This window comes from Trinickia acidisoli (genome assembly GCF_017315725.1).
Classification (GTDB): Bacteria; Pseudomonadota; Gammaproteobacteria; order Burkholderiales; family Burkholderiaceae; genus Trinickia; species Trinickia acidisoli.
Map to the genome: position 1 here is coordinate 2,169,266 of NZ_JAFLRG010000001.1, position 23,783 is coordinate 2,193,048.

Annotated in this window: 23 protein-coding genes; 3 read left to right on the top strand and 20 right to left on the bottom strand. The window is 64.3% G+C overall.

Going from position 1 to position 23,783, the window contains the following annotated elements; translation table 11 throughout:
• Nucleotides 1–9 precede the first annotated feature (9 nt).
• The 11 genes from hflK to ndk form a co-directional block, all read right to left on the bottom strand.
• Nucleotides 10–1,350, bottom strand: a complete 1,341-nt coding sequence (hflK, locus tag J3485_RS09940; RefSeq protein ID WP_206952304.1) for an FtsH protease activity modulator HflK — start codon at nt 1,348–1,350, stop codon at nt 10–12.
• 32 nt (nt 1,351–1,382) lie between these two features.
• A complete protein-coding gene (hflX, locus tag J3485_RS09945) occupies nt 1,383–2,609 on the bottom strand; it encodes a GTPase HflX (RefSeq protein WP_242538538.1) in 1,227 nt (408 codons plus the stop codon).
• Between the two features lie 77 nt (nt 2,610–2,686).
• Nucleotides 2,687–2,923, bottom strand: a complete 237-nt coding sequence (hfq, locus tag J3485_RS09950; RefSeq protein ID WP_102608263.1) for an RNA chaperone Hfq — start codon at nt 2,921–2,923, stop codon at nt 2,687–2,689.
• A gap of 142 nt (nt 2,924–3,065) precedes the next feature.
• The gene (gene der, locus J3485_RS09955) at nt 3,066–4,403 is read right to left on the bottom strand and encodes a ribosome biogenesis GTPase Der (RefSeq protein ID WP_206952305.1); all 1,338 of its coding nucleotides are present in this window, start codon (nt 4,401–4,403) and stop codon (nt 3,066–3,068) included.
• Between the two features lie 326 nt (nt 4,404–4,729).
• A complete protein-coding gene (gene bamB, locus J3485_RS09960) occupies nt 4,730–5,875 on the bottom strand; it encodes an outer membrane protein assembly factor BamB (RefSeq protein ID WP_206952306.1) in 1,146 nt (381 codons plus the stop codon).
• A gap of 65 nt (nt 5,876–5,940) precedes the next feature.
• A complete protein-coding gene (locus tag J3485_RS09965) occupies nt 5,941–6,570 on the bottom strand; it encodes a tetratricopeptide repeat protein (protein ID WP_206952307.1) in 630 nt (209 codons plus the stop codon).
• 57 nt (nt 6,571–6,627) lie between these two features.
• The gene (gene hisS / locus J3485_RS09970; RefSeq protein WP_206952308.1) at nt 6,628–7,968 is read right to left on the bottom strand and encodes a histidine--tRNA ligase; all 1,341 of its coding nucleotides are present in this window, start codon (nt 7,966–7,968) and stop codon (nt 6,628–6,630) included.
• An 18-nt stretch (nt 7,969–7,986) separates the two neighbouring features.
• Nucleotides 7,987–9,291 (bottom strand): flavodoxin-dependent (E)-4-hydroxy-3-methylbut-2-enyl-diphosphate synthase, encoded by a 1,305-nt coding sequence (gene ispG / locus J3485_RS09975; RefSeq protein ID WP_206952309.1) that lies wholly within the window; start codon nt 9,289–9,291, stop codon nt 7,987–7,989.
• Between the two features lie 91 nt (nt 9,292–9,382).
• Complete coding sequence (locus J3485_RS09980; RefSeq protein WP_206952310.1) at nt 9,383–10,543, bottom strand: helix-turn-helix domain-containing protein; 1,161 nt, start codon at nt 10,541–10,543, stop codon at nt 9,383–9,385.
• A gap of 191 nt (nt 10,544–10,734) precedes the next feature.
• A complete protein-coding gene (gene rlmN, locus J3485_RS09985; protein ID WP_206952311.1) occupies nt 10,735–11,907 on the bottom strand; it encodes a dual-specificity RNA methyltransferase RlmN in 1,173 nt (390 codons plus the stop codon).
• 69 nt (nt 11,908–11,976) lie between these two features.
• Nucleotides 11,977–12,402 carry a nucleoside-diphosphate kinase gene (gene ndk / locus J3485_RS09990; protein ID WP_206952312.1) on the bottom strand — a complete coding sequence of 142 codons (426 nt, stop codon included), beginning with the start codon at nt 12,400–12,402 and terminating at the stop codon, nt 11,977–11,979.
• A gap of 233 nt (nt 12,403–12,635) precedes the next feature.
• Here ndk and J3485_RS09995 point away from each other — a divergent pair, with 233 nt between their 5' ends.
• Entirely contained in the window at nt 12,636–13,337 is a 702-nt protein-coding gene (locus tag J3485_RS09995) for a Bax inhibitor-1/YccA family protein (RefSeq protein WP_206952313.1), read from the top strand.
• A 141-nt stretch (nt 13,338–13,478) separates the two neighbouring features.
• On the opposite strand, the gene rlmD is transcribed toward J3485_RS09995, so the two are convergent.
• Nucleotides 13,479–14,783 (bottom strand): 23S rRNA (uracil(1939)-C(5))-methyltransferase RlmD, encoded by a 1,305-nt coding sequence (rlmD, locus tag J3485_RS10000; RefSeq protein WP_242538731.1) that lies wholly within the window; start codon nt 14,781–14,783, stop codon nt 13,479–13,481.
• A 172-nt stretch (nt 14,784–14,955) separates the two neighbouring features.
• On the opposite strand from rlmD, the gene J3485_RS10005 reads away from it, so the two are divergent.
• The gene (locus J3485_RS10005; RefSeq protein ID WP_206952315.1) at nt 14,956–15,810 is read left to right on the top strand and encodes an endonuclease/exonuclease/phosphatase family protein; all 855 of its coding nucleotides are present in this window, start codon (nt 14,956–14,958) and stop codon (nt 15,808–15,810) included.
• 47 nt (nt 15,811–15,857) lie between these two features.
• Here J3485_RS10005 and J3485_RS10010 read toward each other — a convergent pair whose 3' ends face one another.
• The 5 genes from J3485_RS10010 to surE are packed head-to-tail and all read right to left on the bottom strand — an operon-like array spanning nt 15,858 to nt 20,336.
• Nucleotides 15,858–16,661 carry a 3'-5' exonuclease gene (locus tag J3485_RS10010; RefSeq protein ID WP_206952316.1) on the bottom strand — a complete coding sequence of 268 codons (804 nt, stop codon included), beginning with the start codon at nt 16,659–16,661 and terminating at the stop codon, nt 15,858–15,860.
• On the bottom strand, nt 16,662–17,759 hold the full coding sequence (gene rpoS, locus J3485_RS10015; protein WP_206952317.1) for an RNA polymerase sigma factor RpoS: 1,098 nt from the start codon (nt 17,757–17,759) through the stop codon (nt 16,662–16,664).
• A gap of 11 nt (nt 17,760–17,770) precedes the next feature.
• A complete protein-coding gene (locus J3485_RS10020) occupies nt 17,771–18,733 on the bottom strand; it encodes a peptidoglycan DD-metalloendopeptidase family protein (RefSeq protein WP_206955748.1) in 963 nt (320 codons plus the stop codon).
• A 5-nt stretch (nt 18,734–18,738) separates the two neighbouring features.
• Nucleotides 18,739–19,581 carry a protein-L-isoaspartate(D-aspartate) O-methyltransferase gene (locus tag J3485_RS10025; protein ID WP_206952318.1) on the bottom strand — a complete coding sequence of 281 codons (843 nt, stop codon included), beginning with the start codon at nt 19,579–19,581 and terminating at the stop codon, nt 18,739–18,741.
• Nucleotides 19,578–20,336, bottom strand: coding sequence for a 5'/3'-nucleotidase SurE (gene surE / locus J3485_RS10030; RefSeq protein ID WP_206952319.1), 759 nt, complete (start codon nt 20,334–20,336; stop codon nt 19,578–19,580). The genes J3485_RS10025 and surE overlap by 4 nt, the downstream gene beginning before the upstream one ends.
• Nucleotides 20,337–20,472: 136 nt before the next feature.
• Between surE and J3485_RS10035 the strand changes: the two genes are divergently transcribed.
• Nucleotides 20,473–21,447, top strand: a complete 975-nt coding sequence (locus J3485_RS10035) for an NADPH:quinone oxidoreductase family protein (RefSeq protein WP_206952320.1) — start codon at nt 20,473–20,475, stop codon at nt 21,445–21,447.
• A gap of 67 nt (nt 21,448–21,514) precedes the next feature.
• On the opposite strand, the gene J3485_RS10040 is transcribed toward J3485_RS10035, so the two are convergent.
• The 3 genes from J3485_RS10040 to J3485_RS10050 all read right to left on the bottom strand — a co-directional run bounded on the left by J3485_RS10040 (nt 21,515) and on the right by J3485_RS10050 (nt 23,730).
• Entirely contained in the window at nt 21,515–22,720 is a 1,206-nt protein-coding gene (locus tag J3485_RS10040; RefSeq protein ID WP_206952321.1) for a CaiB/BaiF CoA transferase family protein, read from the bottom strand.
• 63 nt (nt 22,721–22,783) lie between these two features.
• Nucleotides 22,784–23,380, bottom strand: a complete 597-nt coding sequence (gene recR, locus J3485_RS10045; protein ID WP_206952322.1) for a recombination mediator RecR — start codon at nt 23,378–23,380, stop codon at nt 22,784–22,786.
• A gap of 23 nt (nt 23,381–23,403) precedes the next feature.
• A complete protein-coding gene (locus tag J3485_RS10050) occupies nt 23,404–23,730 on the bottom strand; it encodes a YbaB/EbfC family nucleoid-associated protein (RefSeq protein ID WP_206952323.1) in 327 nt (108 codons plus the stop codon).
• Nucleotides 23,731–23,783 lie beyond the last annotated feature (53 nt).

Below are 23,783 nucleotides of genomic sequence, written 5' to 3' on the forward strand. Positions count from 1 at the left end.
GAGCGCCCCTTATTGCGGTAGATCGTCTTCGCGCGCGCGGCTGCGCAGCGTATCGCGCGAGCGCAGCGCGTCACTCGCGGCAGCCGCTTGGCTGGCCGGATTCGGCGCGGCCGGCGACTGCGCCACTGCGCCCGACGCAGCGCTCGCAGCCGCGGCCGGCACGGACGCGCCCGCCTCGGGCGCCGCACGCCGGTTAGCCTCGAGCAGCTTGTCGAGCGACAGATTGACGACGTTCCCGCCGGCCTTGCTGCCGACGAACACTTTGGTTGAATTGGCGTAAATGTCGCGCATCGTTTCCAGGTACATCCGTTCGCGCACGAGCGCCGGCGCTTTCGCGTATTGGGCGTAGACCTCTTTGAAGCGCTCCGCGTCGCCCTGCGCTTCCGAAACCACGTTGGCGGCGTATGCCTTCGCGTCGTCGATCGTGCGCTGCGCTTGCGCCTTCGCCCCCGGCAAGATTTGGCCCGCGTAGGCGTCGGCATCGGCTTTGGCGCGCGCACTTTCCTGCTGCGCGCGCGCGGCATCGGCGTAGGCGCTCTGCACCGCCGCCGGCGCATCGATCGATTCGACCGTGACGCTCGTCACCACGAGACCCGTGCGGTATCGGTCGAGCGCGCTTTGGATCGCTTGCGCGAGCGGCTCGCGAATGGCGTCGCGATTGCCGCCCAGCAGACTCGCGGTACTGCGCGCGCCGACGATCTCGCGCACCGCCGCTTGCGCGGCCTCGGTCACGCTGAGGTCGGGATCGGCGGTGCGAAACAGGTAATCGGTGACCGACTTCACTTGATACTGAACGGCCACGCGCACTTCGACGATGTCCCCGTCGTGCGTGACAACCGAAGCGTCTTTCGTGCTCGCATCGCTCATTGCATTGCCACGACCAATTTCGACGGAACGAATCTGCGCGACGTCGACGATTTCGTGCGTCTCGAACGGATAAGGCAGACGCAGGTGCACGCCGGGGTCCACCGTGCCTCGGTACTTGCCGAATTGGAGGACCACGCCTGTTTGGCCGTTTTGAACGACGAACACGCCGCTGCCGATGTAGATCGCCACGAGCACGCCGATGACGATGCCGACGCCGATGCGCGCTGCCCGCCCGTTGTCCGGGCGCTGGTCGCCGGGCCCGGACCCCTGCCCTTTGCCGCCGAAAAAGCGCGACAAACGACGATTGAAGTCGCGCCACATCTCGTCGAGATCGGGCGGCCCGCCGCCGTCGCCCGGCTCGCGCTTCGGCTCATTGGGCCGTTGCCGGCTGCCGTTGCCGTCGCCACGCCCCCAGCGTGGATCGCTGATCGAAAGAATGGCGCGCGCACGCAGCCAGAAACTCCGCTCGTTGTATTCGTTCACCTGTGTTCGTTCGCTCGAGTTGGGAGGGCCGGTCAATGCAAATCGGAGCGCCAAGTCTGTGCATCGGACGACGCCGATGCATCTGAATCTTCACGCCCATGCTCCGGCGATACAGGCGGTGCCTGGGGTGCCTGGGGTGCCTCGTCCGGCTGCGCCCGCCCGTTATCTGGGAGATGTTCTGAGGTGGCGATTTCGGCGATGGCTGCGCGCAGCGTATCCAAACCCTGCCCCGTGCGCGCGCTCAAAAAGACGCGCGAAATATTACCATACTCGTCCCGCTCGACCGCGTCGCCGCGCGCGGCCAATTCGGGCACCGCATCGATCTTGTTGAAGACGAGAATCTGCCGCACCGTGTGCGCGCCGATCTCGTCCAGCACTTCGTTGACCTGATCGATCTGGTCGAGCCGCACGGCGCTCGACGCATCGACGACATGCAACAGCAGATCGGCGTGAATCGTTTCTTCAAGCGTTGCGCGAAACGCCGCGACGAGTTGGTGCGGCAATTCGCGAATGAAGCCGACCGTATCGGAGACGATCACTTGCCCCGCCTCGTCGCCGAGGTAGAGCCGACGGGACGTTGTATCGAGCGTCGCGAACAACTGGTCGGCCGCATAGGCTTGGGCCTTCGTGAGCGCATTGAACAGCGTGGACTTGCCGGCGTTCGTATAGCCGACGAGCGACACCGACATCGCACGATTGCGCACGCGCTGGCGCCGCTGGGTGCCGTGCTGGCGACGCAGCTTGTCGAGCCGCCCCTTGAGCATCTTGATGCGCTCGCCGATCAAGCGGCGGTCGGTTTCGAGCTGTGTCTCGCCTGGGCCGCGCAGGCCGATACCGCCTTTTTGACGCTCGAGGTGGGTCCATGCGCGCACGAGGCGAGTAGCGATGTACTGCAACTGCGCGAGTTCGACCTGCAGCTTGCCTTCGTGACTGCGGGCACGCTGCGCGAAAATATCGAGGATGAGGCTCGTGCGATCGACGACGCGCCGGTTAAGCGTCCGCTCCAAATTGCGCTGCTGCGCCGGCGCCAAAGCATGATTGAAGATAACGATTTCGACGTCGTTTGCCTCGCAGGCGAGACGCAACTCCTCAGCCTTGCCGCTACCGACGAACAACGCGGCATCGGGGCTCGAACGGCGCCCTGTCAAGGTCACGGCGGGGTGTGCGCCCGCGCTTTGCGCGAGCAGACTGAGTTCTTCGAGACTGGCTTCGAAGTCGATTTTTCCGAAGTCGATGCCGACAAGCGCTGCGTTGATCAAATTGATGGGTGTCTAAATGAGAAGCGGCCGGCACGGCGCGCCGATCCGTCGGCGCCGTGCCGGCCGCTAGGATGAGATCAGGCCGTTTCCGAATCCGGATGAAAATTGACCGGACGGGCCGGCACAACAGTCGAGATGGCGTGCTTGTAGACCATTTGGGTCACGGTATTCCGGAGCAACACAACGTACTGGTCGAACGATTCGATGTTCCCTTGAAGCTTGATGCCGTTGACCAAGTAGATGGAAACCGGCACGTGCTCTTTGCGCAGTGCGTTCAGAAACGGGTCTTGTAACAGTTGCCCTTTGTTGCTCATAGCAAACTCCGTCATTTTTTTGCAGGTTGGATCCGGATTGGGGCGAAGAAAAAGAGATCCGCCACCAATCGCTACACTATAGCCGATTTTCGTTATCGCACGGGCCGCCTAGCCATCCGGCCAGCCAGCCTGGACGCCTGAATCAGCCCTTGTCCGCGTAGGGGTTCGCCGACGAGCGGAACTCTATGCGCAATGGAGTTCCAGTCAACGAGAAAGTTTCTCGAAAACGATTTTCAAGATAGCGTTTGTAGGTTTCCGTCACCGCGTCGAGGGCATTGCCGTGGATAACGATGATCGGCGGGTTTTGACCGCCTTGGTGCGCGTAACGCAGCTTCGGGCGCACGGGTCCTCGGCGTCGCGGCTGCTGGAATTCGACTGCCTCGATCAACGCGCGCGTGAGCTTCGGTGTCGGCAGCTTCGCCATCGCAGCCGCGTAAGCATCGTCGACCGAGCGCATGAGCGGGCCGATCCCCGTCTTTTCGGTAGCCGAAACGAAGTGAAACTTCGCGAACTCCAGGAACTTGAGCTTGCGCGTCATGTCGGCTTTCGTGCGTTCGCGCACGTGCGCGTCGAGCCCATCCCACTTATTGACGCCGACGACGAGCGCACGCCCTTGCTCGACGACGAATCCTGCGATGTGGGCGTCCTGATCCGAAATGTCCTGCCGAGCGTCGAGCAGCAAAATGACGACGTTGGCATCTGAGATCGACTGCAGCGTCTTCACGACGGAGAACTTCTCGACCGCCTCGAAAACCTTGCCTCGTCGGCGCAATCCGGCCGTATCGATGAGCGTGTACTTCTTGCCCTGCCGCTCGAAATCGACATAGATCGAATCGCGCGTCGTGCCGGGCATGTCGAATGCGATGACGCGCTCCTCGCCGATGAGCGTGTTGACGAGCGTCGACTTGCCGACGTTCGGCCGCCCGACGATCGCGATCTTGATGCCACGCACCGTGCTTTCTTCCTCCGGCTCTTCCGGGTGGCCGGCGTAGGCGATCGCGAGCGCGTCGTTGATCATTTCGGTCACGCCGTCGCCGTGCGCGGACGAAATGGCACGCGGATCACCGAGCCCGAGCTCGTAGAAATCGGACGCCACGGCCGTGTACTTCATCCCCTCGGCCTTGTTCACGACGAGCATGATCGGCCGCCCGGTCTTGCGCAGGTAATCCGCGATCGATTTGTCCTGGGGAGCCAGTCCGTTGCGCCCGTCGACGATGAAGACGACGACGTCCGACTCTTCGACCGCCTGCCGTGTTTGCCGGGCCATCTCGTGCAGGATCCCGTCCTTGGCGACGGGCTCGAAGCCGCCCGTGTCCACGACGAGATATGCACGGTCGCCCGCGCGCCCCTCGCCGTAGTGGCGATCGCGCGTCAAGCCGGGCAAATCGGCGACGAGCGCGTCGCGCGAGCGTGTGAGCCGGTTGAACAGGGTGGATTTCCCCACGTTGGGGCGCCCAACTAGGGCAATTACGGGTTTCATCTGACGTTGTCTAAGTGAGGCTCGCGCCGCCGCACCGGCTCGTCACGGAGACGAGTGATGGGCCATCGGCGTGTCGATATGCCGCATGCGGCACGAGCCGGCATGGCGCGCCGGCCGTCGGCAACCCGCGCTGGCGAGCGGGCCGGGCTCACGCCCGAGCCGCGCACGAACTAGCGTCGCGCAATGCTACTCGAAAATTACACGATACAGCGGCGCCGGAGGCACCGCGCATATTCAACGGGCCGAGCACCGCGCGTACCGATACTCTAATGCGCCCGCGGCCGGCTAAGCCGGCCCGCGGTCGATACCCGGACGAGATCGCGCGCTCAGTGCGACACGAACCCGTACAGATGGCCGTCGTGGGTTTGCACGATCAGCGTATTGCCCACCGCGACCGGCGCGGCCGTGATAGCGCTGCCGTCGGTCTTGATCCGCGCGAGGAACTTGCCGTCGTCACGCGAGAGGAAATGGATATAGCCCTGGTAATCGCCGACCACCACGTCGGGGCCAAGCAAGTACGGCGTACTCAAATCGCGATTCTTGAGCTGGTCGTTCTTCCACAGCGGTTTGCCCGTCGTCGCATCGAATGCCTGCATCACCGACCAATCGTCGGGCGCGACCACGGTGGTGCGGTCCGCGGCGAGACCGCTCACGCCCGAAAACGGCTTGTCCCAAACCGGCTGGCCGTTGTTCGCGTCGAAGCAGCTAATGCGTCCTTGGAACGTCACCGCGCAAGCCTCGGCGCCGACGAGTGTCGGCGCGCCCGTCACGTCGTTGATCCGCTCGACCTCGGTCACGCCCTTCGGGAACGATACGGGGGCTTGCCAAAAATCGTCACCGGTCTTCAGATTGATCGCGGAGAGCGAGCCGCCGGGAAAACCGGCCAGCACCGCGGCATCGCCCGCAAACGCCATCCCGGCCGACACGCGCAGATTGAGCGGCACCGTCCGGTTGCGATACTGCCAGCGCAATTCTCCAGTGGCCGCGGTAAAAGCGCTGATTTGGCCATCGATTGTCCGCACGACCACGTAGCCGTTGCCGACGAGCGGCGGCGATACGATTTCGCCCGGCACCGTGGTTTGCCAGAGCAGCTTGCCGTCGGCGCCCAGCACCTCGACGCCCCCCTTCTCGGCGCCGACCGCCGTGTACGTGCCGTCGCTCCCCACGCCGGAAGTCAAATCGGCATGCAGCTTCGTGTGCCAGAGTTCCTGCCCCGTCTTGCCGTCGATTTTCGCGACCGTTCCGTTCGAACCGGCTGCGTACACGGCATCGCCGATCACGACCGGCGAGAAGAAGTAGCGTCCAGCCTTGCCGACGCTCGTCTTCCAAGCCTGCTCGACGGTGAAGACAGGCTTGAACTCGGTGAGCGGCACCGGGTTGCGGCGCTCGTCCTTGGTGGAGGAGCAAGCCGCCATCGCGAGGACGGTCATTGCACAAGCGACGGGCACGGCGAAACGTTTCAGCAAATTCATCGGTGAGCGAAGCTTCAAAGGTTGTTCAGGTAAGGCCGGCTGACTGCGATGCGAGCATGCGCAGATCAACCGCCGAGCGCGTCGAGCTTGAATTGAACGAGCTGGCGCGCGGACGTATCACTCTTGCCCAGCGACGAAAGCGCGAGCTGGTAGGCCGCGCGTGCGTCGGCGCGCTTGCCCTCGGCCGCGAGCAGATCGCCCCGCCGGTCGGCCACGGCGCCCTGGAAGCCTTCGACAGGAGTGCCGTCGAGCAGTGCAAGGCCCGCATCGTACGCCTTCTCGTCGAGTAGCACCGCCGCGAGACGCAGTTTCGCGATCTGCTTGTACTCGTCGTCCTTCGCGTGGTCGATGGCCCACTGGAGCTGTGCTTTCGCCCCGGCGACGTCGCCTGTTTCGTAAAGCGTCTTCGCGGCCGTGAGCGCCGTCATTTCGCCGTATGCCGTACCGCCGAAGCGCGACTCCATATCGCCTGCATCGCGCGTGACAGCAGCTTTGTCCTGCGCCGCGGCGGACTGCTGCACCTGTTCGTAGAGCACCGCGGCCTGCGCGGCCTCGCGCCGCTGCCAGAAGTGCCAGCCGTTCCATGCAGCCGCGGCCATGAGCGCCACGAGCACGACCCAAGTGGTCGAATTACCCCATTGCGCCCACCAAGCCTTGAAACTCTCAATCGATTCTTGTTCGTCGTGATAACTCATCGCCAAGCGATTCCTTCTTGTCTCGTGCCGTTCTAGTCGCGAGCGGCGGCGGCTGCGTCAGTCGTCGCCGTCTTCGGCGGTTGCAACCATCGCATTGATTAGAAATTCGGTCAAGTTTTCGACCGGCACGGTTTGCTGTTCGCTCTTTTCCCCGCCCGCGGCCGCCTCGCGCAGCGGCTTGACGCCGACCGTGCCGCCCGCCACTTCGTCCTCGCCGAGGATGACCGCAAACGCCGCCCCGCTCGCATCGGCCCGCTTCATCTGCGACTTGAAGCTGGCCGACGCGCCGTCGGCGCTGCAATGGAGAACGACGTCCAAGCCCGTGTCGCGCAAACGCTCGGCGATGATGAACGCTTGCTCGGCCGCGCGCTCGCCCTGATGCACGACGTAGACGTCGCAGCCCTCCTCTTGCGGCACGAGCGACTCCTCTTTCAGCAATTCGAGGATGCGCTCGACACCCATCGCCCAGCCGCAGGCGGCCGTCGGCTTGCCGCCCAGTTGCTCGATGAGCGGATCGTAGCGGCCACCGGCCGCGACGGTGCCTTGCGCGCCGAGCTTATCGGTGACCCACTCGAATACCGTGAGGTTGTAGTAGTCGAGACCGCGCACGAGCCGAGGATTGATCTTGAACGGAATGTTGTTCGCCTTCAGCAAGCGCTGCAGCCCCTCGAAGTGCGCGCGCGAAGCGTCGCCGAGAAAGTCGATGAGCTTCGGCGCATTCTGCGCGATCTCCTGCAGCGCGGGGTTCTTCGTGTCGAGCACGCGCAGCGGATTCGTGTAGAGCCGGCGCTTCGCGTCCTCATCGAGCGCGTCGACGTGCTTTTCGAGATACGCAATGAGCTCGACCCGATGTGCCGCGCGCTCTTCGGCGAGACCGAGCGAGTTGATCTCGAGGCGAATGCCGGTCAAGCCGAGATCGTCCCAAAGCCGCTGACACATCAGGATGATTTCGGCATCGGTATCGGGCCCGGCGAAGCCGAGCGCCTCGACGCCCACCTGATGAAACTGACGGTAGCGGCCGCGCTGCGGACGCTCGTGACGGAACATCGGCCCGATGTACCAAAGGCGCTTGGGGCCGTCGTAAAGCAGATTGTGTTCGATGGACGAACGCACGACGGCTGCCGTACTTTCGGGACGCAGCGTCAGATGCTCGCCGTTGAGCGAATCGACGAAGCTGTACATCTCCTTTTCGACGATGTCGGTGACTTCACCGATCCCGCGCGTAAAGAGCTGCGTGTGCTCGACGATCGGCGTGCGGATATTCTGATAGCCGTAGGCGCGCAGCATCGACTTGACCGTCGATTCGAAGAAGTCCCACAACCCGGCATCCTGCGGCAGGACATCGTTCATGCCTTTGACGCCGGCGAGCTTCTCGAGCTTTCTCTTCTGTTCTGTCATCGTTCTTCGGTTGACTCGTTAATTCGCGACGCTCGTGCGGCCATAACGGCGCTCGACGTAATCGCTCACGATTTGCTGAAATTCCTCGGCGATCCGCTCGCCGCGCAGCGTCTTGACCTTCTCGCCATCGATGAAGACGGGCGCCGCCGGATTTTCCCCGGAGCCGGGCAGGCTGATGCCGATGTTGGCCTGCTTCGATTCGCCCGGCCCATTGACGATGCAGCCCATGACCGCCACGTGCATTTTTTCCACACCGGGGTACTGATCGCGCCATACGGGCATCTGCGCACGCAGATAGTGTTGAATCTGCGAGGCGAGTTCTTGGAACAGCGTGCTCGTCGTGCGGCCGCAGCCCGGGCAGGCGATGACCATCGGCGTAAACGAGCGCAGCCCCATCGTCTGCAAGATCTCCTGGCCGACCACGACTTCTCCGGTACGCGATGCGCCGGGCTCGGGCGTCAGCGAAATGCGGATCGTGTCGCCGATGCCTTCCTGCAGCAGTACGCTGAGCGCGGCCGTCGAGGCGACGATGCCTTTCGAACCCATGCCGGCTTCGGTCAAGCCCAAATGCAGCGCGAACCGGCAACGGCGCGCGAGTTCGCGATAGACGGCGATCAAATCCTGCACGCCGCTGACCTTGCACGACAGGATGATCTTCTCGCGCGACAAACCGATCTCGACGGCACGCTCGGCCGAGCCGATCGCCGATTGAATCAGCGCCTCGTACATCACGCTTTGCGCTTCCCACGGCTCGCTGCGCGCGGCATTCTCGTCCATCATGCGCGCGAGCAGATCCTGATCGAGACTGCCCCAGTTCACGCCGATGCGAACGGGCTTGTCGTAGCGGATCGCGGCTTCGATCATCTGCGCGAACTGTGTATCGCGCTTCGCTCCGTGGCCAACATTGCCCGGGTTGATCCGGTACTTCGAAAGCGCCTCGGCGCAAGCGGGATAATCGCGCAGCAGCAAATGGCCGTTGTAATGGAAGTCGCCCACGAGCGGCACGGTCACGCCCATGCGGTCGAGCTGCTCGCGAACCGCCGGCACGGCTTGCGCCGCTTCGGGCGTGTTCACCGTGATGCGAACGAGCTCCGACCCCGCTTGCGCGAGCTCCTTGACTTGGATAGCCGTGCCGATCGCATCGGCCGTATCCGTATTCGTCATCGACTGCACGCGTACGGGCGCGTCGCCGCCGATCGTCACGAGTTGACCACCCCAGCGGACGTCGACCGCGTGCGAGGCGCGACGCTCCACGGGACCGCCGAAGATCGGCACGGAAGAACAAATCTGACTGCTGCTGTCGGTCGGCATCGAAAGACCCATGAATCCTGGTTACGCTGCGTGCGCGGCAATGACCAACCGCTGCGCACCCGAAAGAAAGCGAGCCGCGGCGCGCCGCCGCGGCATCGAACCGTTACGGCAACGTGAAGCGCGCGACGTTGCCCTTGTTCGGGCCGAACTTCGCCGCGTCAACGGGCTGGCCGTCGAGCGTCATCGATTCGAGCCCCGCGCGGTTGCCCGCGGTGATCTTGAACGGTGGCACGCCCGACACCTCCTTCGTATCGCCGGCGTGGACGAGCCCCGAGAACACTTCCTTGCCGCTCTTGTCGCGCACGCTGAACCAGCTATCTTGCGCGACCTTGACGGCGATCGTCGACGCGCCGGGCGCACTCGCTCCGGTCGCGGCTTGAGCCGCCGGTTCCGACGCCTGCGTGGAAGCCCGCGCCTGAGCCTGAGCCGCCGCGGACGCCGGTGCCGGTGCGGACTGCTCGGCCGTAGACGTCTGCGCACCGGCCGGCTGCGAGGCCGCAGGCTGCGCCGTTGCCGTCTCGAGCGGTGTAATCGCCGGACTGCTCGCATGCGCCGGGGCCGCCCCGCTTGCGGCCGCTTCGGAGGCCATCTCCGCATCCGACGCCGCGCCCGATTGTGCAGCGACGAGACCCGTCGAACTCACGGCGGGGCCCGAGGCGGACGCCGCGCCCCCCGATGCCGCACCGCCAGAATTGGCTGCCATGCCGCCCGCGCTGGCCTTCAGCCGCGCGAGCCAAGCCGACGAATCGCCCCCCTGCCGCCACATCGCGAGCGCGATGATGACGACGACGCCGGCTGCCACGCCCCACCACCATGAGCGATGCTTTGGCGTGCCCCCGAGCGACACGGACACGCGCCCTCGCGGCAAATCGGCCCCCGTCGAAGCGGGCATCGACAAATCGGGCTCGGACTCGCCTTTGACGCGCCGCAGCGCTTGCGCGAACGGCTCCGGATCGGTGCCGAGCATCTTGGCATAACTGCGGATGACCCCGAGCGCGAACGTGGTGCCAGGCAACTGGCTGATGTCGCCCGCCTCGAGTGCGCGCATCTTGTTGGAGGAAACCTTCAATCGCGCCGACACGTCGTCGACGGACCAGCCCTTCGCTTCCCGCAATTGGGCAAGACGCCCCCCGACCGCGGCCAGCGAGTCGAGCGGTGCGTATGCGGCACCCGGCGCCGTCTGTGGCGCGACGCCTCCTCCGGGGCTCGAACGGCCCGCGCTCGTTTGTGTGCCTTCTGCTTGCGGATGCTGCGGCTCACTCATCCCTGATCCTCGCGTCGATTCTCTTTTTTCCTCTCCGCGCCCCGTTGGGCTCACCCGATGCCCTCGATGCGCGGACCGTCTGTCTCACTACTCTCCGGCCGCTCACACGCGGCGCGGCTTGCTTCGTGCCGTGCGCCGCTCGTCGCGACGCGACTTCCTATCGGCAGTGTATCGGCGGTGCCGTGCCAGCTTCAACGCACGGGCCGCACCTCGATCACCTTACCAGCACTGCCATTCGCGGCTCGGCCATTCGCGACCCGCCCCATCCGTTCGGCCACGCGCGTGCGGTCCTTCACCGCGCCCGCGAGCTGGCCGCAGGCGGCGTCGATGTCGTCGCCGCGCGTTTTGCGCACCGTCGTCACGACGCCCGCATCGATGAGTATCTGCGCGAAGCGCTTGATCCGCTCCGACTTCGAACGCAGAAGCCCCGACTCCGGAAATGGATTGAACGGAATCAAATTGAACTTGCACGGCACATCGGCCGTCAGCGCGAGCAACTCGCGCGCATGCGCGTCGCTATCGTTGACGTCGTCGAGCATGCAGTACTCGAACGTGACGAAATCGCGCGGCGCCACCTCGAGATAACGCCGGCACGCGGCCATCAACTCGCGCAAAGGATACTTCTTGTTCAGCGGCACCAACATGTCGCGCAGCGCATCGTTAGGCGCATGCAAGGACACCGCCAGCGCCACCGGCAGATCGGCGCCGAGCCGGTCCATCATCGGCACCACGCCGGACGTCGACACCGTCACCCTCCGACGCGACAACCCGTAGGCGTTGTCGTCGAGCATCAGCCTCAGCGCCGGTAGGAGCGCATCGTAATTGAGCAGCGGCTCGCCCATGCCCATCATCACGACGTTCGTGATGACGCGCTCGCCCTTGTTGTCGGGCGCATGCGGGCGGCCAAGCGCGGCGCGCAGGGCGAACTCGGCCATGCGCAACTGGCCGATGATCTCGCCTGTCGTCAAATTGCGGGAAAAACCTTGCTTGCCCGTGGAACAGAACCGGCAATTGACGGCGCAGCCGGCTTGCGACGACACGCACAGCGTGCCGCGCGTCTCTTCGGGGATGAACACCGTTTCCACGGCATTGCCGTTACCCACATCGACGAGCCACTTGCGCGTGCCGTCGGCGGACACGTGATCGCTGAGGACGGGCGGCATCACGATCGCGGCACGATCCTTGAGCTTCGTGCGCAGCGACTTGGCGAGATCGGTCATGCCGTCGAAATCGGCGGCGTTGTACTGGTGGATCCAGCGTTGTAGCTGCTTGGCGCGAAACGGCTTCTCGCCAAGGCTGTCGCAATAGGCGACGAGCCCCGCGGCATCGAGGTCGAGAAGATTGACGGAGGTACTGCTCGTCATGTCGGATCCTGCTGTTTCAATGCGACCCGCCCGCGCCAAGCGTCGATTCGCTAACGTCTCGCCCGGCGATCAGCGCGAGTAGACGTTGATTTCGGGAAAGAAGAACGCGATTTCGACAGCGGCCGTTTCCGCCGCGTCGGAACCGTGCACGGCGTTCGCGTCGATGCTGTCGGCGAAATCGGCGCGGATCGTGCCCTTGTCGGCCTTCTTCGGATCGGTCGCACCCATCAGATCACGGTTCTTCAGAATGGCGCTCTCGCCCTCGAGCGCTTGCACCATCACCGGGCCCGAGATCATGAATTCAACGAGATCCTTGAAGAACGGGCGGGCAGCGTGCACGGCATAGAACTTCTCCGCATCTGCGCGCGAGAGCTGAGCCATACGCGCGGCGATGATCTTCAGACCCGCGTTTTCGAAGCGGCTGTAGATCTGGCCAATCACGTTCTTCGCCACTGCATCGGGCTTGATAATCGACAAGGTACGCTCGATCGCCATAAAAACTCCAAAAAATTAAGGGGTTACGAATTCTAACGAATCTGCAATTGTAGCATGTTCCAGTGTATGATTGCGATCGATCCCTGACTCGGGCGAAAGTTCGTTCGAAATGTCCAGAGGGGCTTGAAACTCGCGCTCGCAGGACCGATCTTAGAAACAGGTGCGCTAACGCGCGGCATGCCGCCGGCGCCGGCAAAACCCGGTTCGAGTGCGTTTTTACGCAAGGAGAAAGCATGAACGACTATCCGTACAACGTCGCCCGCGGCGGTACCGTCGGCTCGGCGGCCATCCGCAACCGGGTGCTACGGAACACATACTGGCTGCTTGCGCTGTCGATGGTGCCGACGGTCATCGGCGCCTGGCTCGGCGTCGTAAGCGGTTTTTCGCTATTCGCGGCGACGAGCCCGATGATGAGCATGCTCGCCTTTTTCGCGATCGCGTTCGGCTTCATGTTCGCCATCGAGCGCACGAAGGAAAGCGGGCTGGGCGTGGTCTTCCTGCTGGGCTTCACGTTCTTCATGGGCCTGATGCTCTCGCGTCTGCTGACGATGATCCTGCATTTCTCGAACGGCCCATCGTTGATCATGCTCGCGTTCGGCGGCACGGCCGTCATTTTCGCGGCGATGGCCTCGATCGCCACGGTCAGCAAGCGGGATTTCTCGGGCCTCGGCCAGTGGCTGTTCATGGGCGTGATCGTCATCCTGCTCGCGATGGTCGCGAACATGTTCCTGCATCTGCCGGCGCTGATGCTGACGGTCTCGGTGCTCGCGATCGTCATTTTCTCGGGCTTCATGCTGTTCGACGTACAGCGCGTCGTCAACGGCGGCGAGACGAATTACATTACGGCCACGCTCGCGATCTATCTCGATCTGTACAACGTGTTCGTCAACTTGCTGGCTCTGCTCGGCATTTTCGGCGGCAACAACCGCAACTGATCGCGCGAGGGCGATTGCGCCCTTGCCCGCCTCGGTCGACGAGCACAGTCTCGTGAGCCCAGAGACAAAAGAAGCCCCCATGGCGCGTGCGCCAAATGGGGGCTTTTTCTTGCCCGGCACGCCGGCTGGGCAGGATCCGGGTCAGTCGCGCTCGAACAGCGCGATCGACTCCACATGCGACGTATGCGGGAACATATTGACGACGCCGGCACCCTTCAGTCGATAGCCGGCTTCATGCACGAGCAACCCCGCGTCGCGCGCCAGCGTGGCCGGATTGCACGACACGTAGACGATGCGCCCCGGCAGCGATCCTTCCCCGCTTTGTGCGATCTCCGCAAGCGCCTTCGACACGGCGAGCGCGCCTTCGCGCGGCGGATCGACCAGGAATTTGTCGAACGAGCCGAGCGCGCGCAAGTCATCGGCCGTCACGTCGAACAGGTTCCGGCACGCGAAAGACGTATGGCGATCGACACCATTGACCTTCGCATTGGCCAGTGCGCGCGTCGTCAGCGCTTCGCTGCCTTCGATCCCGACCACCTCATGGGCAAGGCGCGCGAGCGGCAGTGTGAAGTTGCCTAGGCCGCAGAAGAGGTCGAGCACACGATCGGTGCGCTTAGGTGCGAGTAGCCGCAACGCGCGGCCGACGAGAACGCGGTTGATCGCGTGGTTGACCTGCGTGAAATCGGTCGGCTTGAACGGCATGCGAATGCCGAACTCGGGCAACGTGTAGTCGAGCTCGATGTCGAGCGGGTAGAACGGCACCGCCGTGTCCGGCCCTTTCGGCTGAACCCAGAACTGCACGCTGTGCTCGTCGGCAAACGCGCGCACGTGCGCTTCATCATCGAGCGTCATCGGTTCGAGCACGCGTAGCACGAGCGCCGTCACGCTCGAACCGACCGCGAGTTCGATCTGCGGCAAGCGGTCGCGAATCGACAGGCTTTCGACGAGCCGCCGCAGCGGCACGAGCATCGCCGACACATGCGGCGGCAACACCTCGCAGCTCGTCATGTCGGCCACGTAGCTGCTCTTTTTCTCATGGAAGCCGACTAGGACGCCGCCCTTTTTGGCGACATGGCGGACGGTCAGCCGCGCGCGATAGCGGTATCCCCACGACGGCCCGTGGATCGGCCGAAACACGGTTTCCGGCCGAACTTTCGATAGGTGCCAGAGGCTGTCCTCCAACACACGCTGCTTGATCGCCACCTGCGCGCGCTCGTCGAGATGCTGCATCGAGCACCCGCCGCAGACGCCGAAAAACTGGCATTGCGGCGTCGTGCGCATGACGCTTGCTCGCAGGACGTCGACGACCTGCGCCTGCTCGAAGCTCGCCTTCTTGCGATAGCTCGAATACGTGACGCGCTCCCCGGGCAACGCGCCTTCGACAAAAATGACCTTGCCGGGCTCGCCGTTCTCGGTCGTCAAGCGCCCCACACCGCGCGCGTCCATATCGAGCGAATCGATCTCGATAATGGGGGCCGGGACGGGTTCTGCGGACGGCGCGCTGCCTTGGCTTCGGCGCGCGATACTACGAGGAAATTCGGACACCTGCGGTTTCCTGACGTACGTGGGACGAAAGGCGAGATTGTAGACGAACGGCGGTATCGGACGGGGAGCGATCGTGAAGCTCGTGAGTTGGAATGTGCAATGGGGGCGCGACGCCGGCGGGCGCGTCGATCTCGGTCGGACCTTAGCCGAGGCCAAGCGGCTTGCCGATTTCGACGTGCTCTGCATGCAGGAAATCACGCGCGGGTTCGGCGCTCTGCCAGGCGGGCCGGGCCCCGATCAGTTCGCGCAGATCGCGCAGGCGCTACCGGGATATACGGTGCTCGAAGCCGTCGGCGCCGATCTGCCGTCGCTCGACGGCTCGCCTCGCCGCCGCCAGTTCGGCAACGCGATTGCCACGCGCCTGCCGGTTGCCCAGGTGATCCGCCATGCGCTGCCCTGGCCGGCCGACGCAGCCGCGCCGTCGATGCAGCGCGTCGCGCTCGAGGCGGTCGTCGAGACGCGCAGCGACCGGCTGCGCGTCATCGTCACTCATCTCGAATTCTATTCACTGAAGCAGCGCCTTGCGCAGGTCGCCGAGTTGCGACGCTTGCACCAGGAAGCCGCCGACCACGCCGCACACCCGGCGCCGGGCGAGAACACCACCGGCCCGTTCGCCGCGACGTCACGCCCTGTCAGCGCGATCGTCTGCGGAGACTTCAACAGCGAGTTTGGTTCGCAAGCCTATCGATCTTTCGTCGCGCCATTGGCGGGCGCTCCCGGTTTCATCGACGCGTGGACGACGTTGCACCCGAACGCCGCGCCACCGCCGACGGCCGGCGTCTACGACACCGCGCAATGGACTTCGGGACCGGTCACCTGCGACTTCGTGTTCGTCACGGAAGATCTGCGCGGGCGGCTGCGAAGCTGCGAAATCGACGGCGCGACGCAGGCTTCCGATCATCAACCGATCGTGCTCGAACTCGACTGAATCGACTGAATATCCGCCACGTCTCCGAGCGAAATATTGAAACGTTTTCAGCGCGGCAGAGTACCGGTAATGGCCGGCTCCGTGAAGGCGGCGAGATATTCGGCCCAATGCGCGGCCGGCTCTTGCGCGAGCGAATCCTTGACGAACGTGATTTCATCCGCGTACTCGTCCGCCGAAAAAGCGCCCCGCATAAGTTGGAACCGGCAGTAGAGCAAGTAGGTGTTGACGACGTCCGTTTCGCAATAGTTGCGAATCTCGTCGATGCGGCCTTCGCGAAAGGCAGTCCAGACCTGGCCGCCGTCCATCCCGAGCTTGCCCGGGAATCCGCATAGTTTGGCGAGCGCATCGAGCGGCGCATTGGCACGCGCCTGATACATGGCGAGAACGTCCATCAGGTCGGTGTGGCGCGAATGATACCGGCTGATGTAGTTGTTCCACTTGAAGTCGCGATCGTCCTCGCCCAAATCCCAATAGCGCGCGGCGGAGATGCCGTGCACGAGTGCGCGGTAGTGCAGGACGGGCAAATCGAACCCGCCGCCGTTCCACGAGACGAGTTGCGGCGTGTACTTTTCGATCACACGGTAAAACGATTGGATCAGCACCGCTTCGCCGTCCTCGACGGTGCCGAGCGAGCGCACGCGCAATCCCGAGCGATCGCGGAACACGCACGAGATCGCGGCGATGCGTTGCAGATGGTGCGGCAGAAAATCGCCGCCTGTTTTTTCTCGGCGCGCGGCGAATGCATGGTCGGCCACTTCGGCATCGCTCATCGAATCGGGCAAATCGTCGAGACGGCGAATGCCGGCGACATCGGGAATCGTCTCGATGTCGAAAACGAGAATCGGAGTCATCTATAGAACCGCGTCCTTGCGCACGCCGTTGGACGCGAAAAAGCGTTTCAAGCGCACGAGCGCTTCTTGTTGGATCTGCCTCACCCGCTCGCGCGTCAAGCCCATCTCATCGGCCAGTTCCTCGAGTGTCGCCGGTTCGATGTGATTGAGCCCGAAGCGGCGCTCGATGACGTGCCGGTGCTTGTCGGACAACCGAGAAAGCCAAGCGCGTGTAAGTGTTTCCAGTTCGCGGTGCTGCACCTCCGCGTCGGGCGACTGGCTTTGATCGTCGGACAGCAAATCGAGCAGGCTGCTTGCCGGGTCGAGGTCGAGCGGTGCATCGAGCGACGCCGTATGTTCGTTCAGCGCGAGGATGTCGGTGACTTCGTCCGTCGTCTTGCCCGTCAGGTAGGCGATATCGTCGATGCTCGCGTCGCGCCGCTCGACAGCCTCGCCCGAATTCATCGAATTCTTTTCCAGGTGCCGCTTCGCACGCAGCACCTGATTGAGCTCGCGAATCACGTGCACGGGTAGTCGAACCGTGCGCGCCTGATTCATGATCGCGCGCTCGATGCTCTGACGTATCCACCAGGTCGCGTAGGTCGAAAAACGAAAACCGCGCGTCGGGTCGAACTTCTCGATCGCGTGCATCAGGCCGAGATTGCCTTCTTCGATCAAATCGAGCAGCGGCACCCCGCGATTCAGATAGCCCTTCGCGATACTGACGACGAGCCGCAGGTTGCGCTCGATCATCACCTGCCTCGCCTCGAACTCTCCCGCCTTGGCGAGCCTCGAATAGCGCTGCTCCTCCTCGACCGTCAACAACGGCTTCACGCTGATGCGGTTCAGGTAGTGCTGAATCGTATCGGCCGTCAACTCGGCCTGCAAAAGCGCCCGGAAGTCATCCGGATCGGGCCCAGGCTCCCTGGATTCCTCGCGCCCTTCGCCGCCCTCTTCGGCCTCCGCCGACGCCGCGTCAGGCTCGAGCTCGGCCTCCGACTCGGCAGGATCGTCCTCGGGCTCGTTCTTCGAAGCGCCGACGTCCTGCACCATGTCGTGCGTCACGCGGTTGGGCGTGTCCGTTTCGGCTTGCTGCTTGCGGCGCTTCGATGTCGGCATGGTCGTATCGCTTATTGCGGCGGCAAGTATTTCATCGGATCGACAGGTTTGCCCTGCCGGCGGATCTCAAAATGCAGCATCACGCGGTCGGAATCGCTGTTGCCCATCTCGGCGATCTCCTGCCCCTTCGCTACCGCGTCCCCCTCTTTTACCATCAAAGTGCGGTTGTGTGCATAGGCGGTGAGATACGTCGCATTGTGTTTGATGATAATGAGATTGCCGTAGCCGCGCAGCCCATTTCCTGCGTAGACGACACGCCCGGACGCGGCGGCTTTCACCGGCTCGCCCGCGGTCCCGCCAATGTTGACGCCTTTGTTGCTGTTGTCGTCGAACGTGTTGAGAACCGGCCCGCGCACCGGCCACGCAAATGCGACGCTACCGTCGGCCATGGGCGTGCTGGCCACCGCCCCCGCAGCCGGTTGCGGCGGAATCGTCGTTGCCGTCGACCCCGGGCCTGCGCCGTAGATCGGCGGCACCGACGCATTCGCAGTCGGCGTGCCCGGTGCGCCGGCCGCCGTCGACGACGCAAGCGGCGCACCTTGCACGGCGCCGCCGGCGGTTACGGGCGCGGTCGCAACCCCAGGCGTTACCGCAGCCGCGCTCGCGCCGGGCGGCACCACGCGCAGCAGTTGATCGACTTCGATTTGGTTCGGATTCGCGAGATTGTTCCACGCGGCGATGTCGCGATAGTTCTGACCGTTTTCCAACGCGACGCGATAGAGCGTATCGCCGGGCTTTACTCGGTAGTATCCGGGAGGCGGCGGCCCGAGCGGCACGGCCGGCTGCGGGGCGGCCTGCGCGAGCGCGGGCTCGGCGCTCGTCGACAGCGTGCTCGAACGGTCGACGACAGGCGCCTGATCGAGCCGCGTCGCGCACGCGGCGAGCGTAGTGAGGGCAAGCGCACAGACGACGCGCTGAGCGGCGGTCAACCGAGCCTGTTCGTTGTTGGTTTGCATCGCGCGCAACGTAAACATCGGTGTCAAATCACTCCGGTTTTTAAAGGGACAAAGAAAACGCGATCAAGGCGTGACTCCCGCCACTGGCTTGGCGCGACGCGCTCGACGAGCGTCAGGACCTGAGCCTGCTCACTCTGCGAACCCACCGGCGCAACGAGCCTGCCACCTACGGCCAACTGTTCGAGCAGTGCGTGCGGCACATCCAGCCCCGCCGCCGCGATCACGATCGCATCGAATGGGCCGGCGGCGGGCAAGCCCACGCGGCCGTCGCCGTAATGCAATCGAATGTTCGGCACGCGCAACGGCCTCAAATTGAGCTTGGCGCGTTCGTAAAGCGGCTTGATCCTTTCGATCGAATAGACATCGCGCGCGATGCGACTCAGCACCGCCGCTTGATACCCGCAACCCGTGCCGATCTCGAGCACGCGCTCGACGGTCCGGCCCGCGGCAGCCAGCTCGAGCATGCGAGCGACGACCGACGGCTTCGAAATCGTCTGGTGATGGCCGATCGGCAGCGCCGCATCTTCGTACGCCTGCGCCGCCAGGCCCGGGTCGACGAACATGTGGCGCGGAACCGCAGCCATCGCGTCGAGCACCCGAGCATCGGCGATGCCGTTTCCTCGCAGGCGTTCGACCATCCGCTCGCGCACCCGTTCCGAGGTCAGCGCAAGCGCGCTCGTCAGCGGGACGTTGGGCGCGCCCATTTTGTCGGCGGCATGCGACGCGTGCGTGTCAATTCGGCGCGCAGCGAGCGGTTCCCGCGAGCGAACGCGCTCGTCCGGGCGCGCTCGTGCCTGCTCGCCGCGCGGCTTGCGCTCGAGATCGGCGAGCCCGAGCGGAAAACGCTTCGCGCGCTCGCTCGTCATGAATCGCGACGCCCGGCGTGAGCCCACTCGCGCGTGGCCGTCATCATCTGCGTATGGGTGAGATCGAGCTGTAGCGGCGTGATCGATACACGCCCGTGTGCCAGGGCATGAAAATCGGTGCCTTCGCTTGCGTCGAGCGCCGCGCCCGACGGCCCGATCCAGTAGATCGGCTCGCCGCGCGGATTGGTTTGGCGAATGACGGGCTGGGACGGGTGTCGCTTGCCCAAGCGCGTCACCTCCCACTCGCCGAGTTCATCGTACGGCAGGTTCGGGATGTTGACGTTCAGAAGCGGATGCGACGGCAGCGGGTGGGACAGAAAATGGCGAACGATGTCGGCCGCGACGCGCGCCGCGTCGTCCAGATGAACCCAGTCCTTTTCGACAAGTGAGAACGCGATCGCCGGCACGCCGAACATGACGCCTTCGGTGGCAGCCGCGACCGTGCCCGAATAGAGCGTGTCCTCGCCAACGTTTTGGCCGTTGTTGATGCCTGAGACGACGAGGTCGGGTATGTGATCGAGCATGCCCGTCAACGCGATGTGGACGGAATCGGTCGGCGTGCCGTTCACGTAGTAAAAGCCGCTCGCCGATCGCCAAACCGAGAGCGGCCGCGAAAGCGTCAACGAATTGGATGCGCCGCTGCAGTTTTGCTCCGGCGCCATCACCGTCACGTCGCCGAGCGGCTTGAGCGCGTGATAGAGCGCCTCGATTCCGGGCGCGAGATAACCGTCGTCGTTGCTCAGTAGGATTCGCATCCGCCGATTGTAACCGAGGACCGGGCGCGCCTGAACGGTCGGGCGACTGCCGGCGCATCGAATCGTTCCGCGCCAAGAAAAGGCACGATCGTTCGACTTGATCTACACTGCGTCGTTGCCCTGCGAGAACACGCTTATGCGCGCCATTCGATGCCACCATTACGGACCGCCTGACACGCTCACGGTCGAAACGCTGCCCGATCTTCAACCCGGGCCCGGAGAAGTCGTCGTCGACGTCAAAGCCGCCAGCGTCAATTTCCCGGACGTGCTCGTCATCGAGAACAAATACCAGTTCAAGCCACCGCTCCCGTTCACGCCGGGTTCGGAAGTCGCGGGGCTCGTCCGCGCCGTGGGCGCGGGCGTTTCTAACGTCCGCGTGGGCATGCGCGTGGCGGCCTTCACGCGCGTCGGCGGCTTCGCTGAACAGGCGCTCGCGCCCGCCGACGCATGCATGCCGCTGCCGGACGATGCCGACTTCGCCACCGCAGCCGCGTTCACGCTCGCTTATGGGACGTCGCATCACGCCGTGATCGACCGCGGCGCGCTGCGCGCCGGCGAAACGATGCTCGTGCTCGGCGCGGCCGGCGGCGTCGGGTTGGCCGCCGTCGAGATCGGCAAGGCGATTGGGGCACGCGTCATCGCGGCCGCTTCCAGCGACGAAAAGCTCGCCGCCGCGCGCGAGCACGGGGCGGATGCGACGATACGCTACGACAGCGAGGACCTGCGCGAGCGTGTGGCCGCGCTCACCGACGGGCGCGGCCCCGACGTCGTCTATGACCCCGTGGGCGGCGCGTTCGCGGAGCCTGCTTTCCGCAGCATCGGCTGGCGCGGACGATATCTCGTCGTCGGCTTCGCGGCTGGAGAGATTCCGAAGCTGCCTTTGAATCTCGCCTTGCTCAAGGGAGCGAGCATCGTCGGTGTCTTTTGGGGGGAGTTCGCCAAACGCGAGCCGCAGCACAACGCGCAAGCGTTCGCGGAGCTTGCGCGCTGGCTGCGAGAAGGCAAGCTGCGCCCGCTCATCAGCGCGCGCTATCGGCTCGAAGATACGCCGCTCGCGCTGATCGACATGGCGCAGCGGCGCGTGACGGGCAAGATCGTCATCACGCCGTGACGATTCACGCGGATTCGCTCGCATCCACGTGCATGCACGTACGCGCCCGGCGAAAACCAGCGCGAAACTAGACGATCTTGCGTTCGCGCAAATCCGCGATCGCCGCGTCATCGTAGCCGAGCGCGGTGAGCACTTCGTCGGTATGCTCACCGAGCGCCGGCCCGAGCCAGCGCGTGCCGCCCGGCGTATCGGAAAACTTCGGCGTGACGTTGGGTAATGCGATGTCGAGCCCGTCTTGCCACTTGAACTGCTCGATCATCTTGCGGGCCGCAAACTGCGGATCGGCGAACATGTCCGCTGCGCTGTAGATACGGCCGACGGGCACGTCGGCAGCGTTGAGCACATCGAGTGCTTCGTCGATCGTGCGCTCGGAGAGCCATGCGGCGATCGCGTCGTCGATCTCACGTGTGCGCGGCACGCGGCCGTCGTTGTGCGCGAGCGCCGGGTCGTCGGCGAGATCGGGACGCTCAATCGCCACCATCAACCGCTTGAAGATCGGATCGCTGTTGCCGCCGATCACGATGCTGCCGTCCTTGCACGGGTAGGTGTTCGACGGCACGATGCCCGGCAGCGATGCGCCGGTGCGTTCGCGCACCGCCCCATAAACGCCGTACTCGGGCACGATGCTCTCCATCATGTTGAACACGGCTTCATAGAGCGCGACGTCGACCACCTGCCCTTTTCCGCCGTTCGCCTGCCGATGGTGAAGCGCCATCAGCGCGCCGATCACCGCGTGCAGCGCCGCGATCGAATCGCCGATCGATATGCCGATTCGCGGCGGCGGCAACTCGGGGTAGCCGGTGATATGGCGCAGGCCGCCCATCGCCTCGGCGATCGAGCCGAATCCGGGCCGATCGCGGTACGGCCCGGTTTGACCATAGCCCGAGAGCCGCACCATGACGAGGCCGGGATTTTCGGCACTCAGCACGTCGTAGCCAAGCCCGAGCTTTTCGAGCAATCCAGGCCGAAAATTCTCGACGACGATGTCGGCTTCACGCGCGAGCTGCTTCAAAATCTGCTTGCCTTCCTGCGCCTTCAGGTTGAGCGTCACCGATTTCTTGTTGCGAGCTTGCACCGCCCACCAAAGCGACGTGCCGCCGACTTCCGGGTACAGCATGCGCCACTTGCGCAGCGGATCGCCGCCGTTCGGATCCTCGATCTTGATGACCTCGGCACCAAACTCGCCGAACAATCGCGCGGCGAACGGCCCCGCGATCAGCGTGCCGAGTTCGAGCACCTTGACGCCCGCGAGCGGGCCGGCCGATGCGCTCATGTCGATCTTCTCCTTCTCAATCTCAAGAACCGTTCGGACGACGGCGAATGACATCGCGCGATGCTAGAGCGAACGCCGATCGAGCATCGCGCGCGCGATGGTGCCGGCATCGACGTACTCGAGTTCGCCGCCCACCGGCACGCCGCGCGCGAGACGCGTCACCGACAGATCGCGCGCTTTCAAAGTTTGCGCGAGGTAATGGGCCGTCGCTTCGCCTTCATTCGTGAAATTCGTTGCGAGCACGACTTCCTTGACGACGCCATCCGACGCGCGCTTGACGAGGCGATCGAAATGGATTTCCTTCGGGCCGATGCCGTCGAGCGGACTCAAGCGCCCCATGAGGACGAAATAGAGACCGCGATAGGTCATCGTCTGCTCGAGCATGATTTGATCCGCCGGCGTCTCGACCACGCAAAGCAGCGTAGCGTCGCGCGATTCATCGCTGCATACGTCGCATACGCGCGCCTCCGTGAACGTGTTGCACTTCTCGCAATGACGAAGATGCTCGGTCGCGAACAGCAGCGAACGGCCCAGCCGTTCGGCGGCTTCGCGGTCGTGCTGCATCAGATGGTAGGCCATGCGCTGCGCGGATTTGGGCCCGACGCCCGGCAGCGCGCGCAGCGCGTCGACGAGGGCAACGAGAGCGGAAGGCTGTTTCATCTCGGTACAGGCCCGGCCGGCTATCAGAACGGCAGCTTGAATCCCGGCGGCAGCGGCAAGCCTGACGTCATGCCGCTCATCTTCTCCTGCGCCGTCGCTTCGGCCTTGCGCACGGCGTCGTTGAACGCGGCGGCGACGAGGTCTTCGAGCATGTCTTTGTCGTCGGCGAGCAGGCTCGGGTCGATCGATACGCGGCGCACGTCGTTCTTGCAGGTCATCGTCACCTTCACGAGGCCGGCGCCCGATTGGCCTTCGACCTCGATCTGCGCAAGCTGCTCCTGCATCTTCTTCATGTTTTCCTGCATCTGCTGGGCTTGCTTCATGAGCCCTGCGATTTGGCCTTTCATCATGACTGTGCTCCTTTGATCGTATGGACGTTGCATGCGGCCATCGCACCGAGGCG